Raw genomic sequence first — 15030 nt, 5'->3', positions numbered from 1 at the left:
GACTCCCGACAGATTCAAAGGCGACTCAGGCGGCCTTTCCGGCCCAGACTTCACGATACTGCTTCCTCAGCGTGACCTTGTCGATCTTGGCCGATCCCAGCTTGGGCAGCTGGTCGCTGCTGATCCACACTTTCGCCGGGATCTTGTAGGCGGCAAGGCCGGCCCGCAGGAAATCGGTGAGCGCATCGGGATCAAGATGCTCGCCCGGCTTGGCATAGACGACAGCGCCGACAATCTCGCCCAACCGTTCATCGGGAAGGCCGAACACGCTCGCTTCGGCCACCGCCGGGTGGGCATAGATGGCGGATTCGACTTCCTGGCAGCTGATATTCTCGCCGCCACGGATGATGATGTCCTTCTTGCGATCGACGATGAACAGATAGCCGTCCTCATCGATGTAACCCAGATCGCCGCTGCGGAACCAGCCATCGCCCACGAAGGCCGCGGCGGTGGCTTCGGGCTTGTTCCAATAGCCGCGGCAGTTGCACACCGATCGCAGGCAGACTTCGCCCACCGTGCCGGCCGGCAGCGCCTCGCCCACCGGGCCATCCCCATCGGCGATGCGCAATTCCATCAGCGGCGGCGCCGCGCGGCCGGTGGAGGCCGGCTTGTTGCGGTAATTCTCGCGGATGTTGCCGGCACCCACGCCGTTGGTTTCGGTGAGGCCATAGCCCTGCACCGGGTGCTTGCCTGCGAATTCCTTCACCAGCCGTTCGACATGTTCGGGCGGGCGCGGTGCGCCGCCGGATGCAATGTCGACCAGCGACGACAGATCATATTTGTGGCGGTCCGGGTGCTGCATGAGTTCAAGGCTCATGGTCGGCACGCCGACGAAATAGGTGCAGCGCTCCTTCTCGATCAGGCGCAGCGCCTCGCCGGCATCCCATTTGTGCATGATGATCATCTTGCGGCCGATGGCAAAGCTGACCAGCAGCACCGGCACCAGGCCGGTGATGTGGAACAACGGCACATTCAGGAGCATCACCTGCTGATCCGCCGGTGCCGCGCCCGACTGGGCCGACAATTCCAGCAGCGCCAGCCCGGTGACCAGATAATTCATGGCGGAAGACACTTGCGCGCGGTGGGTCGAAACCGCCCCCTTCGGCGCGCCGGTGGAGCCCGACGTATACATGATCGTGCAATCATCTTCGGGCAGCAGTTCGGGCAGATACCACATGGTGTCGGGACTGGCGGCGAGTTCATCCTCGGCGCGGGCAAAGCCAAGCTGGCTGGCGACTTCGCCAGAGGTGCGCACGGTGATCACCTTTGCCGTGCACGACAGGGTGGCGAGGCGGCGGGCGCGTTCCTCGTCGGCAACCACCAGGCGGGCACCGCTGTCCTCGATGCCATAGGACATTTCCTCGGCCGTCCACCACGCGTTCATCGGGATGCACACCGCGCCCATATGGGCACAGGCGACATAGGCGATGATCCAATCCGGATAATTGCGCATGGCGACGCCCACGCGGTCACCCTTGGCGATGCCGTGGCGGTGCTGCAGCATGGCGGCGAAGTGAAGCGATCTGGCATAGACCTCGGCGAAGGTCATGCGCTCCTCGCCGAACACCAGAAACTCCTTGGCGCTGTTCACGGTGAAGAACATCGCCATGAATTCGCGCATCGTCGGCGGCGCGGCGCTGAACACCGGCAGGGTGACGCCGTGCACATTGGCGGTGCCCACGCCGAGCGCACCACCGGGGGCCGTGATACCGGCGACGACCTGATCGAGGGCGGCGTCGAGGGCGGACTGCATGCGTGATTCTCCCAAGGGGTTGCTGCTGCTGGTCGCAGTTTTGTTACATCCCCTTCATGCCACGCCCGGCGATGGTTGCAAGCGCAAGGATTCGTGGCGGCATTGCTCCCCTCCCTGCAAGGGAGGGGCCGGGGGAGGGTCGCGAGCGCAGCGAGCGTTCAGGCCGGCCCATCAGCCACACACCCTCCCCCAACCCCTCCCTTTCAGGGAGGGGAGCAAGGAGCCTCAATAGCCCAACGTTCGCGCAATCCGGTCGCTGTGGAAGGCGGCGTCGCCAAAGGTTTCCTGCGCGGCGCGGGCGCGCTTCATGAAGAAGCCGATGTCAAACGCGTCGGTCATGCCGATGCCGCCGTGCATCTGCACGCCTTCGTTGCTGGCGAGAATCGCCACCTCGCCGGCCTTGGCCTTGGCGAGGGAGACATACATCGGCGCGCGGTCGTTGCCTTCATCCAGTGCCTGCAGCGCCTTCAGCGTGGCCGATCGCGCCAGTTCGACTTCGCAGAACAGGTGCGCGGCGCGGTGCTGCAGCGCCTGGAAACTGCCGATCTTCTGGCCGAACTGTTCGCGCTGTTTCAGATAATCCACCGTCATGCTGAAGGCCGTGCCGGATACGCCAAGCATTTCGGCAGCCAGGCAGGCGCGGCCGGCATCGAGCATCTTTTCAAGGATGGCAAAGCCTTCTCCCACGCCGCCCAGCACGTCGGCGCCATCGACCTGCACATCCTTGAGCGTGACGCGGGCAGCGCCCCGGCTGTCGACCATCGAACGCTTGTCGATGGTGACGCCATCGGCCTTGGGATTGACCAGGAACAGGGTGATGCCGGCCTTGTCGTCGGTCTCGCCGCCCGTGCGTGCCGCAACGATCAGCGTGTCGGCGGCCGCGCCATCGAGCACGAAGCCCTTCACGCCATTCAGCTTGAAGCCATTGCCCGACGGGGTGGCGGTGGTGGCGACATGGTTGGGCTTGTGGCGGGCGGCCTCATCGGCGGCCAACGCCAGCAGATGCGCGCCTTGCGCGATCAGCGGCAGATATTTGGCCTGCTGTTCGGCCGTGCCCTGTTTCAGCGCGGTGGCGCCCAGCACGGCGGTGGACAGCATCGGCGCGGCGCTGAGATTCTTGCCCATCGCTTCCAGGATGATGCCGGCTGCGACATGGCCCATGTCCGCCCCGCCATGGGCTTCCGGCACCAGTACGCCGGCAAAGCCCATCTCGGCCATCTTGGCCCACACATCGCGGGAGAAGCCGGTGGCGTCCTTCGCATCGCGCAAGGCGCGGTGCTGGGACACGGGGGCTTCATCCTTGAAGAAGCCCTCCGCCGAATCGCGGATCATGATCTGGTCGTCGGTGAGGATGAGTGGCATTTCTGGCCTCTATTTCTCCCCTCCCTGGTCAGGGAGGGGTCGGGGGAGGGTTACGAGCCGGGCAGAAGCCGGGAGAACGGGCGCTTGTCCGCAGCACCCTCCCGGCCCCTCCCTGCAGGCAGGGAGGGGAGCTTGTCAGGCCCCCGGCAAATCCAGCACGCGCTTGGCGATGATGTTGAGCTGCACTTCCGAGGTGCCGCCCTCGATCGAATTGGCGCGGCTCCTGAGCCACGAGCGGGCCAGATCGCCTTCGCCTTTCTCCTCGCCTTCCCAGGTCAGCCCGTCGCTGCCGCGGATCGACATCAGCAGCTGCATGCGTTCCTTGTTCAGCTCGGTGCCGTAATATTTCAGCATCGACGAAAGCGCGCCGGTGCCCTGGCCGCTCTTGGTCTCGGCCATCACCCGCTCCATCGTCAGCGAAAACGCCAGCGCGTTGATCTCGTGGCGGGCGATGTCGGTGCGCAGCGCGGTGTCAGCCAGGATGGCGGCATCGAGGCCGATCAGGCGCTTGGCGATGTTCGACACGCTGTCGCGCTGGCCGCCGCCGGTGGAATCGCTGCCGCCGATCATGTCACGCTCGTGGGTCAGCAGATATTTGGCGATGTCCCAGCCCTTGCCGGGCACGCCCATCAGGTTCTCCTTGGGCACCTTCACATTGTCGAAGAAGGTCTGGCAGAAGGGCGAGGAGCCGGAAATCAGCTTGATAGGGCTGGTCGACACGCCTTCGCTTGCCATGTCGAACAAGAGGAAGCTGATGCCCAGATGCTTGGGCGCAGCCGGATCGGTGCGGACGAGGCAGAAGATCCAGTCCGCCTTGTCGGCATAGGACGTCCACACCTTCGAACCGTTGACGAGATAATGATCACCCTTGTCTTCGGCAGACGTGCGCAGCGAGGCCAGATCGGACCCGGCACCCGGTTCGGAATAGCCCTGGCACCAGCGGATCTCGCCGCGCGCGATCCTGGGCAGATGCTCCAGCTTCTGCGCTTCATTGCCATATTTCAGCAGCGCCGGGCCAAGCATCCAGATGCCGAAGCTCGACAAGGGGGAGCGCGCCTTGATGCGGCGCATTTCTTCGGAAAGCACCTTGGCCTGCGCCCGGTCCAGCCCGCCGCCGCCATATTGGCTGGGCCATTCCGGCACCGTCCAACCCTTGGCGCCCATGCGTTCAAGCCACAGCTTCTGCGCTTCATTCTTGAACTTGCACTGGCGGCCGCCCCAGCACACATCGTCGTCATCGCGGATCGGCTCGCGCATTTCCGGCGGGCAATTTGCCTCCAGCCAGGCGCGCGTTTCGGCGCGGAAACTTTCAAGGTCAGCCATCTTCCCTCTCCCACTGGAAAATTCACATGTCGGCTTTATGGTGCCCCGCGCTGCGCCAGCAAAGCTGGCAGATGATGTAGAGGCACGATGTTTCCTGATTTCCTGGCGGCCGCGGTCGATTTCACCACGCTAAAGGTGCGGCCCGAGGCCTTCACCATCCCGGCGTTCAACCTGGCGGGCAGCGAATGGGGGCCATTTGCCCTGCGCTGGTACAGCCTGGCCTATATCACCGGCATCGCCGGGGCCTGGTTCCTGATGACGCGGATGATCCGCCAGCCCGGCGCACCGCTGAACCAGAAACAGCTCGACGATTATATCACCTGGGCCACGCTCGGCGTGATCGGCGGCGGCCGGCTCGGCTATGTGCTGTTCTATAATCCCGACAAATATCTGGCCGATCCGATGGAGATCATCCGGTTGTGGGACGGCGGCATGAGCTTTCACGGCGGCTGCTTCGGGGTCATCGCCGCCTGCTTCCTGCACGGCTGGTTTGCCCGATACAGCGGCCTGCGCCTGCTCGATCTGGTCGCCACTGTCACGCCGCTGGGCCTTGGCCTTGGCCGCCTGGCCAATTTCGTCAATGGCGAACTGTGGGGCCGGCCCACCGGCACGGATTGGGGCATCATCTTTCCCGATGCCGGCCCGGAACCACGCCACCCCAGCCAGCTTTATGAAGCCGGCCTGGAAGGCGGCCTGCTGTTCATCGTGCTGACCCTGCTGTTCTGGTTCACGCCGGCGCGGCTGCGGCCCGGGCTGCTGTCGGGCGTGTTCGGCATCGGCTATGGCGCGTCGCGCTTCATCGTCGAATATTATCGCGAGCCCGATCGCCAGCTCGGCATATTGTCCAGCGGCTTCACCATGGGCCAGCTGCTCACCCTGCCGCTGATCGCCGCCGGCCTGCTGCTGATCATCATTGCGCTGGTGCGCAAACCCGTCTGCGCGTGACGCTCGCCCACAGCCTTGCCGCGCGCATCGCCGCCGATGGGCCGATGCGGCTGGATGCCTGGATGGCGGCCTGCAACAGCGCCTATTATGGCGGCGAAGACCCGTTGGGCCGTGATTTCACCACCGCGCCGGAAATCAGCCAGATGTTTGGCGAGATGATCGGCGGCTGGATCGGCGATCTGTGGCTGCGGGCCGAAAAGCCGCCGCTGCACATTGCCGAACTCGGCCCCGGCCACGGCAGCCTGATGGCCGATGCCCTGCGCCTGCTCGGCCGGCTGCCGGGCTTCATGGGCAGCGCCGGCCTGCACATGGTGGAAACCAGCCTGGCGCTGCGTTCCATCCAGCGGGCGCGTCTGGCCGGCTGGGCGGCGCAATGGCACGACCGGGTGGATCAGTTGCCCGACGATCGCCCGCTGGTGATCATCGCCAATGAATTTTTCGATGCCCTGCCTATCCGCCAGCGCCGGTCGGGCAAGGAACTGCATGTCGATTTTGCCGAAGGCCTGTTCATGCCGAAGTGGCTACCGGCGGCAGGAGCAGACGCGGAATGGAGCGAGGCGGCGCACGCCATCATGGGCCATCTGGCCGGGCGCATCGCCGCGCAGGGCGGGGCCCTGCTGATCATCGATTATGGCTATGGCGGCCAGGTGATCGAGAGCGTGCCGCTGGACACGTTGCAGGCCGTGCACCGCGGCGAAATGGTCAGCCCCTTCTATGATCCCGGCGCGCATGATCTGACAGCGCATGTCGATTTCAGCGCGCTGGCCGCCGTCGCCCACGGGCGCGGCCTGGCCATCCACGGCCCGGTGGCGCAGGGCGCGCTGCTCGGCGATCTCGGCATTGCGGCGCGGGCCGAAGCGCTGAAACTGGGCAAGCCGCCGCACGAGGCCGGCAGCATCACCGCTGCCCTGCTGCGGCTGACGGCGCCGCAGCAGATGGGCGCCATCTTCCGCGCCATGGCGGTCACGGCGCCGGGCTGGCCAGTGCCGGCCGGATTTGGCATGGCAGCATCAGGAGATTCTGGCGCATGAGCCACCCCCTCATCACCTATCGCGATGCGACACCGGCCGATGGGGCCGTGCTGGGCGGCATCGCACGCGCCACCTTCATCGATACGTTCGGCACGCTCTACACGCTGGAAGACATGGCGGCCTTCCTCGAAAAGGGCAGCGACGAAGCCTATGCCGCCGAACTGGCCGATCCCGATATCAGCGTGCGCTTCGCGCTGACCGGCGGCACGCCGATCGGCTTCTGCAAGGTGAGCAGCCTGAAGTTGCCTGCGCCTGATCCCACACAAGGCGCGATGGAGCTGCGCCAGCTCTATATCTACAAGCCGTGGCAGGGCCTTGGCATTGCGGACGTGCTGACCGAGTGGGCGAAGGACACAGCCCGCGCGCGCGGCGCGCCGGAAATCTGGCTGAGCGTCTTCACCGAAAATCCACGCGCCCGGCGCTTCTATGCCCGCCATGGCTTCGACGAAGTGGCGCCCTATCACTTCATGGTCGGCGATCAGGCCGACGAGGACATATTGTGCCGGGCGAAGCTGTAGGCTTCCTCTCCGTTCCGGCGCTGGCTGGCACGCGCCACGGGTTTCTCACCCGGCGCGGCGGTGTGTCATCAGGTCTGTTCGCCAGCCTGAATGTCGGGCTGGGCAGCAGTGATGATCGCGCCCATGTGCTGGAAAACCGCCGTCGCGCGGTCGACGCCGTCGCGCCCGGCGCTGCGCTGGTGACGCTGCATCAGATCCACAGCGCAACTGTCGTGCCCGTTACCGCGGCTTATCCCGATGAGGCCCGTCCGCATGCCGATGCGATGGTGACAGCAACGCCCGGCCTCGCGCTCGGCATTCTCACCGCCGATTGCGCGCCGATCCTGTTTGCCGATGTGGAGGCCGGGGTGATCGGCGCGGCGCACAGTGGCTGGAAGGGCGCGCTCGCCGATATCGGCCCGGCAACGGTGGCGGCGATGGAGCAGCTCGGCGCCCGGCGCGACCACATTGTTGCCGCCATCGGCCCCACCATTGCGCGCGCCAGTTACGAGGTCGATCTCGCCTTTCGCGACCGTTTCTGCGCTGTCGATCCCGAACACGACGCCTTCTTCGCCGCCGGCAAGCCGGGGCATTGCCAGTTCGATCTGGAAGGCTTCATCGCCTCCCGCCTCGCCGCCGCCGGCGTGCGCACCGTCGTGGCGATGGGGGTCGATACCTACCCGGATGAAGCCCGCTGGTTCAGCTTCCGCCGCACCACCCACCGCGCCGAGCCGGATTATGGCCGGCAATTGTCGGTGATCGCACTGGCCTGAACGAAAAGCCCGATTCCCTTTTCCCCGTCCAGCCCGTAACGTCGGGCACGCATGGACATCTATCTGCCCATTGCCGAAATGTCGGTGAATGCACTGCTCATCATCCTGATGGGCGGGGCTGTCGGGTTTCTGTCCGGCATGTTCGGCGTGGGCGGCGGCTTCCTCACCACACCGTTGCTGATCTTCTATGGCATCCCGCCCGCCGTCGCCGTGGCGTCGTCGGCCACGCAGATCACCGGTTCGTCGGTATCCGGCGCGCTGGCCTATTGGGAACGCGGCCAGGTTGATGTGCGCATGGGCGGCGTGCTGGTGGCGGGCGGGCTGATCGGCGCCGGCGTCGGGCAGGTGGTGTTCTCGGTGTTGCAGCAGATGGGCCAGATCGATGTGGTGATCAGCCTGATCTATGTGCTGTTCCTGTCGGTGATCGGCGGGCTGATGCTGCGCGATGCACTGGCCGCCTTGAAGGCCGCCCGCGCCGGCACCGCACCGCCGCCGCGCCGCAGCCGCCACCTGCCCTGGGTGGCGGCCTTGCCGTGGAAGATGCGCTTTGTGCGCTCCGGCCTCTACATCTCGCCGCTGGCGCCGCTGCTGCTGGGGGCTGCCGTGGGCATATTGACCGTCATCATGGGCATAGGCGGCGGTTTCATCATGGTGCCGGCGATGGTCTATATCCTGGGCATGCGCGCCCAGGCGGTGGTGGGCACCTCGCTGTTCCAGATCATCTTCGTGACGGCGGCAACCACGCTGCTGCATGCCACGGCGTCGAAAAGCGTCGATATCGTGCTGGCGCTGCTGCTGTTGCTGGGCGGGGTGACGGGCGCGCAACTGGGCGTGCGGGCGGCGCAGAAACTGTCACCGGATCGGTTGCGGCTGGGGCTTGCCATTGTCGTGCTGGCGGTGGCGGGCGGGCTGATGATTGGCCTCACGCTCACGCCCGACGAACCCTTTGCCCTGTTTGAAGGCGCATGATCGGGCGCATCCTTCTGGCCTTGGGCCTGTGGCTGGCGCTGGTCGGCGCGGCGCCGATTCGGCTGATCACCCAGCTTTCCCAGGCCCGCATCGAGATCAACACCACGTTTCGCGGATCGGAAATGCTGGTGTTCGGTGCCATCCAGTATCCGCAAGGCAGCGTGCCCGATGCGCCGCCCGATATTGCCGTGGTGGTGCGCGGGCCGTCGGCACCCGTCACCGTCCGGCAGAAGGCGCGCATTGCCGGTATCTGGGTGAACGCCGCTGGTGTGCGCTTTGAATCGGTGCCGGGCTTCTACGCCGTGGCGGCGACCCGCCCGATCGACGCGCTGGCCGACGAACGCACCACCGCCATCTATGAAATCGGCATCCGCAATCTCCAGCTGTCTCCGGCCAGCGGCGCCGATGATGATGTCAGCCGTGCCTTTGAAGCCGGGCTGATCGCGGCACGCCAGAAAGCCGGATTGTTCAGCGAGCGGCCAGACGGCGTCCAGATCACCCGCGGCGTGCTCTATGCCGCGCGCATCGCGCTGCCGGCGGCGGTGCCGGTGGGCGATTACACGGCGGAAATCCACCTGGTGCGGCAGGGGCGGGTATTGGCCAGCACATCGGCGCCGTTCCTGATCGACAAATCGGGTTTTGAACGCTGGGTCTATGTGATGGCGCAGGACAACAGCCTGGCCTATGGCCTGGTTGCGGTGATGGCCGCACTGGCCGCTGGCGCGATTGCAGCACTGGTGACGCGGCGTCGCTGGTGAGGGGCCGGGTAAGCCCTTTGCAACCGCCAATATTCGACTCGCGTCCAGCCCCTTTTTCGTTTACCTTGTGGGTCGGCGCATTATCGGCCCGCTGCTTTGAATACCTCACCGCATCGCCCGCTAGGCTCCAGTTTCAGACAGACAGCTACGGATTTGGAAATTAAATGAGCTTTGATCGACGGGGACGTGGTCCCGGGCGTGGTTCTGACAAGCGCGAACGCGGCTTTGACAGTTTTGAAGATTCGGGCCGTAGCTTCGGCGGCGGTGGCGACCGGTTCGGCGGCGGCGGCTTCGGTGGCGGCGGTGATCGTTTCGGCGGCGGCGGTGGGCGCGGCGGCTTCGGCGGCGGCGGTGATCGCTTCGGCGGTGGCGGTGGCGGCGGTCGTTTCGGCGGCGGCGGTGGCGGCGGCTTCGGTGGCGGCGGTCCGCGCCGTGAGATGTCGCCCGGTATCGTGATCGGCACTGGCCGCGGCACGGTCAAGTTCTTCAACGCCCAAAAGGGTTTCGGCTTCGTGGTCCGTGAAGACGGCGGCGAAGATGTGTTCGTGCACATCTCGGCGGTGGAAGCTGCTGGCCTGACCGGCCTGGCCGATGGCCAACCGCTGGAATTCACCCTGACCGAGCGTAATGGCCGCGTGTCGGCGACCGAACTCAAGATCGAAGGCGAACCGCTGCCGGTTGAAGAGCGTGCCCCGCGTGAACCGCGCGAACCGCGCGCCGGTGGCGATTTCGAACGTCGCCCGTCGCGTGAACGCACCCCGATGACCACGGGTGAGCGCGTTGACGGCACGGTGAAGTTCTTCAACGGCACCAAGGGCTTCGGCTTCATCCAGCGCGACGATGGCGCGCCGGATGCCTTCGTGCACATCTCGGCCGTGGAACGCGCCGGCTTCGCCAATCTGAACGAAGGCCAGCGCGTCTCGTTCGAACTGGAAGAAGATCGCCGCGGCAAGCAGGCCGCCGTGAACCTGCAGCCGCTCTGACGCGCGCAGTTCGCTGAAAAATCGGGCGGCGGCCACCATGGCCGCCGCCCTTTTTCATGCCGGTCTTCCCTGCGCTGCGGCAAAATGGCCCGCCCCCCAAGGCGTTGGCATTATTGGGCTGGTATTCGCATTACAGGCCTGTCATGCGGCGTCGCAGCATGGGCATCAGGCCCGATAACATCCTTGGAGCACGACAATGCTGGGCAACAACAGCGTGACGATCATCATGATCGTGATGACCTACATCACCCTTTCGGCGCCGGTGGCCTATTTCTTCATTCTCGCGCCGCGCCAGCTGGAAACCCGCAAGCAGCGCAACATCGCCAAGCTGGTTTCGGGTGCCGAACTGCTGGCCGATGCCATCAGCCGCAATGGCCATGATCCGGTGCACCTCGCCCGCCTGCAGGCCCAGTATGACGCCCATGCCCGCGCCCTGACCCAGCTGGGCAGCGACGTGCCGGCGTTGATCGACGCGCCGGTGCTGCAGCAGGCTGCCTGAATTCAGCAGTGGACAGGCCGGTCGGGTGTGCGCCACCCTGCCGGCCATGACTGACGCCACTTTCGATTTCCCCGCCGCTCTGGCTGCCAATGCGGCGGCCAGGCCCAATCATCCTGCCGTCATCTGCGGCAGCGACCGGCTGAACTGGCGCGAATTCGTCGCCCGGGCCGAAAAGCTCGCCGGCACGCTCGCCGATCACGGCGTGAAGCCCGGCGACAGCGTGGCCAGCATCGCGCTTTCCAGCGTCGATTATGCCGTGCTGTGGGCCGCCGTGCTGCGGCTGCGCGCCACCATAGCGCCGCTGGCGCCCAGTTCCACGCCCGATCAGATCGCGGCCATGGTCGCCGATTCGGGCGCGCGGTTCGTGTTTGTCGATGCCCCCAATCGCGCCGCCTTTGGTTCGGTGCTGGCCGGGAAGACGCTGGTCGATCTCGACCGGCTGAACAGCTTCATCGATCCCACCGTGCCGGTGCCGCCGCTGGCGCCGCTCGATCCCCAGGCCGGGTTCAACATCATCTATTCCAGCGGCACCACCGGCACGCCCAAGGGCATCGTGCAGAGCTGCGCCATGCGATCGCTGCACATCACGGGCGGTCGCCGCATCGGCTATGGGCCGGACTGCGTGACGCTGTGTTCCACGCCGCTCTATTCCAACACCACCCTGGTCAGCTTCATCCCCACCCTGGCCTGGGGCGGCACCGCCGTGCTGATGCCCAAGTTCGACACGGCACAGTGGCTGCGCGAAGCCGAAACCCACCGCGTTACCCACGCCATGCTGGTGCCGGTGCAATATCGCCGCCTGCTCGCCGATCCGGGGTTCGACGCCACCGATCTTTCGTCGCTGCAGATGAAATTCTGCACCTCCGCACCGTTCGCGGCCGAACTGAAGGCCGAAGTGTTGCGCCGCATGCCCGGCGGTCTGATCGAATTCTTCGGCATGACCGAAGGCGGGGTCGGCTTCATGTTGGTCGCCCACGAACATCCCGACAAGCTGCACACCGTCGGCCAGCCGCAGCCCGGTCATGAAGTGCGCATCATCGATGAAGACGGCAACGACGTGCCGCCCGGCACCCCAGGCGAGATTGTCGGCCGCTCGCCCGCCACCATGAACGGCTACAAGAATCGGCCGGATCTCACCGCCAAGGCCTATTGGATCGACGCCGAGGGCAAGGAATGGCTGCGCACCGGGGACATCGGCCGGCTGGATGAAGAGGGCTTCCTGACGCTGATGGACCGCGCCAAGGACATGATCATCTCCGGCGGCTTCAACATCTACCCCTCCGATATCGAAGCCGTGCTGCTCACCCTGCCCGGCGTGGTCGAAGCCGCCGTGGTGGGTGTCGCATCTGATGCGTGGGGCGAAACCCCGGTCGCCTTCGTCGTCGCGCCGGGCGGTGACGCCGAAGCCCTGCGCGCCGCCGTCAACGCCAAGGTGGGCAAGACCCAGCGCCTGGCCGCCGTCGTGCTGGTTGACGAACTGCCGCGCAGCCACATCGGCAAGGTGCTGAAACGTGAATTGCGTGACAGCTTCAAGGGCACGGTTGCCTGAGACAGCAAAGCGGCGCAGCATGATGGTCCACTCTGGGGGGAGAGGATCATGAACCAACTCACACGCGCAACGCTGCTCGGCACAATCGCCCAGATCGCCATGGTGGTGGCCGGCCATCATGTGCCGGCCGTCGCCAATCTGTTTGCCGTCGGCGGCATGGGCATTTCCGCTGTTGCCGGCTGGGCGGCGCTGAAAGGCCAGCCGGCCAGCCTGTCGGCCGCGGCCGGCCAAGGCGCTCTGGCGGGCGGCATCAGCGCCGCCATCGGCATCGCGGTGTCGGTGGCGCTGGGTGATGTGCCGACCAGCCTGCTGGCACTGGGCACCGGCAGCAGCGCGGTCACTGGCCTGATCGGCGGGCTGATCGGGCGGCGGCGCGGCTAAGCGTTCACCCGGATTTCGCGCCGGCACCCCTGCCGCCATTATCCTCGCCAAGAGGGGATGGGCCATGAAGAATGGGTTTGCTGCACTGGCCGCCATGGCGTTGGCCGCACCGGCGTGGGCCGGCTGCCCGCCCGAATGTCCTTATCGGCTCGGCATTGAATCGACGCTGGCCGTCACCGATGGCGAGATCACGCGCGAAGAGCGGCTGACGTTCAGCCGCGATTTCGGCGTTGGCGACATCCTGGGCAGCCAGGGCACGATCCGGGTTGGCCTGTCGGCGCCCTTTCTGATCAGCGATCCGGGCACGAAGGGCGCGACGCTGGATGTCAGCCTGTTGTGGTCGCCGCTTGATGCCTTCACCCCGGCTGCCATCCAGCTGCGCACGCCGCTGACGCCGCTTTCGGAATGGCTGGACAGCGATCCCGAGGAAGAAGGCCGGCCGCGGCTGCGGGTGATCCTGCCGCGCCCGATCAGCTGGGACTGGCTGCCCAGCCCGTTCCTCGGCGGTGGCCCGCGCGAGGTATCAGCCGGGCTGATCTTCAATTTCCTCAGCGCCGCCGATACGCTGCCCGGCGCCAACGGCTTCATGGTCGATCGGCTGCGGGTGGACTATCAGATCAGCGCCGTGCCGGAACCGCAAAGCTGGGCCCTGTGGATCGCGGGCCTGGGTCTGGCCGGTGTCGTGTTGCGTCAGCGCAAGGCGATCAGCGCCTGAGCGGCCGCCGCCACGGTGCGGCGAACATCGTCTTCGTTGGTCTGCCAGTTGCACACGCTGATCCGCATCGTGCGTTCGCCCTGCCACAGCACGCCGCTCAGGAACGCTTCGCCGCTGGCGTTGATGGCGGCGATCACCGCGTCGCTGATGTTGGCGCCCGCCCGGTCGTGAAAGCGGATCATGCCCTGGTTCATCACGGGCCGCGCGATGCTGGTGGCGCCATCGAGCGCGGCGATGCCGTCGTGAATGGCCGCGGCATGATCACAGCAGCGCTCGATCAGATCGGCAAGCCCGTCGCGGCCCAGTTCCAGCAACGCCGCCAATGTCGGCAGGGCGCGGGCGCGGCGGGACCATTCCGGCGTGTAATCCATCGGGTCGCGGGTCTCGCCGCCTTCGGTCAGATAACTCGCCGTCATCCGCATCGAAGCCTGCAGCGCGTCGCCGTGGCGGGTGATGGCCATGCCGGCATCATAGGGCGTGTTCAGCCACTTGTGGCCGTCGGTTGCCCAGGAATCGCACAACGCGATACCGGCGACCTGGGCGCGGAAGCGCGGAGCCGCATTCAGCCACAGGCCAAACGCGCCATCGACATGCACCCAGGCCCCGGCCGCCTGCGCCATCGGCACCAGCGTGGCGAAATCATCGCTGGCGCCGAGGTTGAGATCGCCGGCGTTGAGGATGACGATGGTGGGCGCGCCTTCCGTCGCCAGCAGCGCGGCGGCCAGTTCGGCGGCCCCCACCTTGCCGGCCCCGCCGCCGCCGAGCGGCACGATCGCCGCCGTGCCAATCCCCAGCAGGCGCAGCGCCCGGTCCACGCTCGAATGCCGGTGCGCGTTGGCGAGCACGCAGATCGGCGGCGCGCCGAACAGGCCGTCCACCTCCACATCCCAGCCGGCGCGCGCCAGCACATGGTGGCGGGCGGCCGCCAGCGCGGTGGCGTGGCTCATCTGGCAGCCGGTGGTGAAGCTGTAGGCACATGTCGCGGGCAGGTGCAGCGCATCGAGCAGCAGCCGCCCCGCCACTTCCTCCAGCACCGCGCCGGCCGGGCTGGTGGCGGCGAGCACGACATTCTGGTCCCACAGCGTCGCCAGCACATCGGTGGCATGGGCCGCCGGCAGCGCGCCGCCCTTCACCCAGGCAAAGAAACGCCCGCCCAGATTGCCCATCAGGCCCGGCTCGGCAGCGCGGGCGATCAGGCGCACCACGTCGGCCGGGTCCATGCCGGTGGCGGGCAAGGCGGTGGGCATCGGGGCCAGGATATCGGCGCGCGTGCCGGTGGGTGCCACGCTGCGCGTCGACTGGCTGTCGATGAAGCGGCGGCCTTCGGCGATGGCGATGTCGAGGGGGGCGATGTCGAGGGGGGCGATATCAAGCGGGCTCATGGCCGGCCTGATAGCGGCCGCAATGGGTGGAGTCTTGCGGAAATCCGCCGTGTCACCTTTCCGCCCGACGCAACGGATTGAAAAGCGTCTGGCGCGGCTGCGACAATCTG

Annotated in this window: 15 protein-coding genes; 11 read left to right on the top strand and 4 right to left on the bottom strand. The window is 66.5% G+C overall.

What is annotated here, in order from left to right; translation table 11 throughout:
- Positions 1-25: 25 nt before the first annotated feature.
- The 3 genes from D619_RS0100360 to D619_RS0100350 all read right to left on the bottom strand — a co-directional run bounded on the left by D619_RS0100360 (position 26) and on the right by D619_RS0100350 (position 4438).
- Entirely contained in the window at positions 26-1753 is a 1728-nt protein-coding gene (locus tag D619_RS0100360; protein ID WP_017666566.1) for a class I adenylate-forming enzyme family protein, read from the bottom strand.
- A 225-nt stretch (positions 1754-1978) separates the two neighbouring features.
- Entirely contained in the window at positions 1979-3115 is a 1137-nt protein-coding gene (locus D619_RS0100355; RefSeq protein WP_017666565.1) for an acyl-CoA dehydrogenase family protein, read from the bottom strand.
- Between the two features lie 135 nt (positions 3116-3250).
- Positions 3251-4438, bottom strand: a complete 1188-nt coding sequence (locus D619_RS0100350; RefSeq protein ID WP_017666564.1) for an acyl-CoA dehydrogenase family protein — start codon at positions 4436-4438, stop codon at positions 3251-3253.
- An 87-nt stretch (positions 4439-4525) separates the two neighbouring features.
- Between D619_RS0100350 and lgt the strand changes: the two genes are divergently transcribed.
- The 11 genes from lgt (at position 4526) to D619_RS0100295 (ending at position 13538) form a co-directional block, all read left to right on the top strand.
- A complete protein-coding gene (gene lgt / locus D619_RS0100345; protein WP_017666563.1) occupies positions 4526-5383 on the top strand; it encodes a prolipoprotein diacylglyceryl transferase in 858 nt (285 codons plus the stop codon).
- Positions 5380-6414, top strand: a complete 1035-nt coding sequence (locus D619_RS0100340; RefSeq protein ID WP_017666562.1) for an SAM-dependent methyltransferase — start codon at positions 5380-5382, stop codon at positions 6412-6414. Before lgt ends, D619_RS0100340 begins: the two co-directional genes overlap by 4 nt.
- On the top strand, positions 6411-6932 hold the full coding sequence (locus D619_RS0100335) for a GNAT family N-acetyltransferase (protein WP_017666561.1): 522 nt from the start codon (positions 6411-6413) through the stop codon (positions 6930-6932). Before D619_RS0100340 ends, D619_RS0100335 begins: the two co-directional genes overlap by 4 nt.
- Entirely contained in the window at positions 6914-7684 is a 771-nt protein-coding gene (gene pgeF / locus D619_RS0100330; protein ID WP_017666560.1) for a peptidoglycan editing factor PgeF, read from the top strand. The genes D619_RS0100335 and pgeF overlap by 19 nt, the downstream gene beginning before the upstream one ends.
- 51 nt (positions 7685-7735) lie before the next feature.
- Positions 7736-8653: a sulfite exporter TauE/SafE family protein gene (locus D619_RS0100325; protein ID WP_017666559.1), complete on the top strand. Its 918-nt coding sequence runs from the start codon at positions 7736-7738 to the stop codon at positions 8651-8653.
- A complete protein-coding gene (locus D619_RS0100320; RefSeq protein ID WP_017666558.1) occupies positions 8650-9411 on the top strand; it encodes a TIGR02186 family protein in 762 nt (253 codons plus the stop codon). Before D619_RS0100325 ends, D619_RS0100320 begins: the two co-directional genes overlap by 4 nt.
- A 164-nt stretch (positions 9412-9575) precedes the next feature.
- Positions 9576-10394 carry a cold-shock protein gene (locus D619_RS18405; protein WP_026090546.1) on the top strand — a complete coding sequence of 273 codons (819 nt, stop codon included), beginning with the start codon at positions 9576-9578 and terminating at the stop codon, positions 10392-10394.
- A gap of 196 nt (positions 10395-10590) precedes the next feature.
- Positions 10591-10893, top strand: a complete 303-nt coding sequence (locus D619_RS0100310) for a hypothetical protein (protein WP_017666557.1) — start codon at positions 10591-10593, stop codon at positions 10891-10893.
- A 46-nt stretch (positions 10894-10939) separates the two neighbouring features.
- Entirely contained in the window at positions 10940-12442 is a 1503-nt protein-coding gene (locus D619_RS0100305; protein ID WP_033372706.1) for an AMP-binding protein, read from the top strand.
- 48 nt (positions 12443-12490) lie between these two features.
- Positions 12491-12823: a hypothetical protein gene (locus tag D619_RS0100300; protein ID WP_017666555.1), complete on the top strand. Its 333-nt coding sequence runs from the start codon at positions 12491-12493 to the stop codon at positions 12821-12823.
- A gap of 64 nt (positions 12824-12887) precedes the next feature.
- Entirely contained in the window at positions 12888-13538 is a 651-nt protein-coding gene (locus D619_RS0100295; protein WP_017666554.1) for a PEP-CTERM sorting domain-containing protein, read from the top strand.
- On the opposite strand, the gene D619_RS0100290 is transcribed toward D619_RS0100295, so the two are convergent.
- Positions 13514-14920, bottom strand: a complete 1407-nt coding sequence (locus tag D619_RS0100290) for a pyridoxal-dependent decarboxylase (RefSeq protein ID WP_017666553.1) — start codon at positions 14918-14920, stop codon at positions 13514-13516. The genes D619_RS0100295 and D619_RS0100290 overlap by 25 nt on opposite strands.
- Positions 14921-15030 lie beyond the last annotated feature (110 nt).

It is taken from the genome of Sandarakinorhabdus sp. AAP62 (assembly GCF_000331225.1).
GTDB lineage: Bacteria > Pseudomonadota > Alphaproteobacteria > Sphingomonadales > Sphingomonadaceae > Sandarakinorhabdus.
Note: the sequence above shows the minus strand (reverse complement) of the source record. Positions and strands in the feature narration are given on the sequence as shown.

Coding starts and splice junctions, on each gene's coding strand:
- D619_RS0100360 (WP_017666566.1), bottom strand. CDS start 1,753: ATGCAGTCCGCCCTCGACGCCGCCCTCGATCAGGTCGTCGCCGGTATC.
- D619_RS0100355 (WP_017666565.1), bottom strand. CDS start 3,115: ATGCCACTCATCCTCACCGACGACCAGATCATGATCCGCGATTCGGCG.
- D619_RS0100350 (WP_017666564.1), bottom strand. CDS start 4,438: ATGGCTGACCTTGAAAGTTTCCGCGCCGAAACGCGCGCCTGGCTGGAG.
- lgt (WP_017666563.1), top strand. CDS start 4,526: ATGTTTCCTGATTTCCTGGCGGCCGCGGTCGATTTCACCACGCTAAAG.
- D619_RS0100335 (WP_017666561.1), top strand. CDS start 6,411: ATGAGCCACCCCCTCATCACCTATCGCGATGCGACACCGGCCGATGGG.
- D619_RS0100325 (WP_017666559.1), top strand. CDS start 7,736: ATGGACATCTATCTGCCCATTGCCGAAATGTCGGTGAATGCACTGCTC.
- D619_RS0100320 (WP_017666558.1), top strand. CDS start 8,650: ATGATCGGGCGCATCCTTCTGGCCTTGGGCCTGTGGCTGGCGCTGGTC.
- D619_RS18405 (WP_026090546.1), top strand. CDS start 9,576: ATGAGCTTTGATCGACGGGGACGTGGTCCCGGGCGTGGTTCTGACAAG.
- D619_RS0100310 (WP_017666557.1), top strand. CDS start 10,591: ATGCTGGGCAACAACAGCGTGACGATCATCATGATCGTGATGACCTAC.
- D619_RS0100305 (WP_033372706.1), top strand. CDS start 10,940: ATGACTGACGCCACTTTCGATTTCCCCGCCGCTCTGGCTGCCAATGCG.
- D619_RS0100300 (WP_017666555.1), top strand. CDS start 12,491: ATGAACCAACTCACACGCGCAACGCTGCTCGGCACAATCGCCCAGATC.
- D619_RS0100295 (WP_017666554.1), top strand. CDS start 12,888: ATGAAGAATGGGTTTGCTGCACTGGCCGCCATGGCGTTGGCCGCACCG.
- D619_RS0100290 (WP_017666553.1), bottom strand. CDS start 14,920: ATGAGCCCGCTTGATATCGCCCCCCTCGACATCGCCCCCCTCGACATC.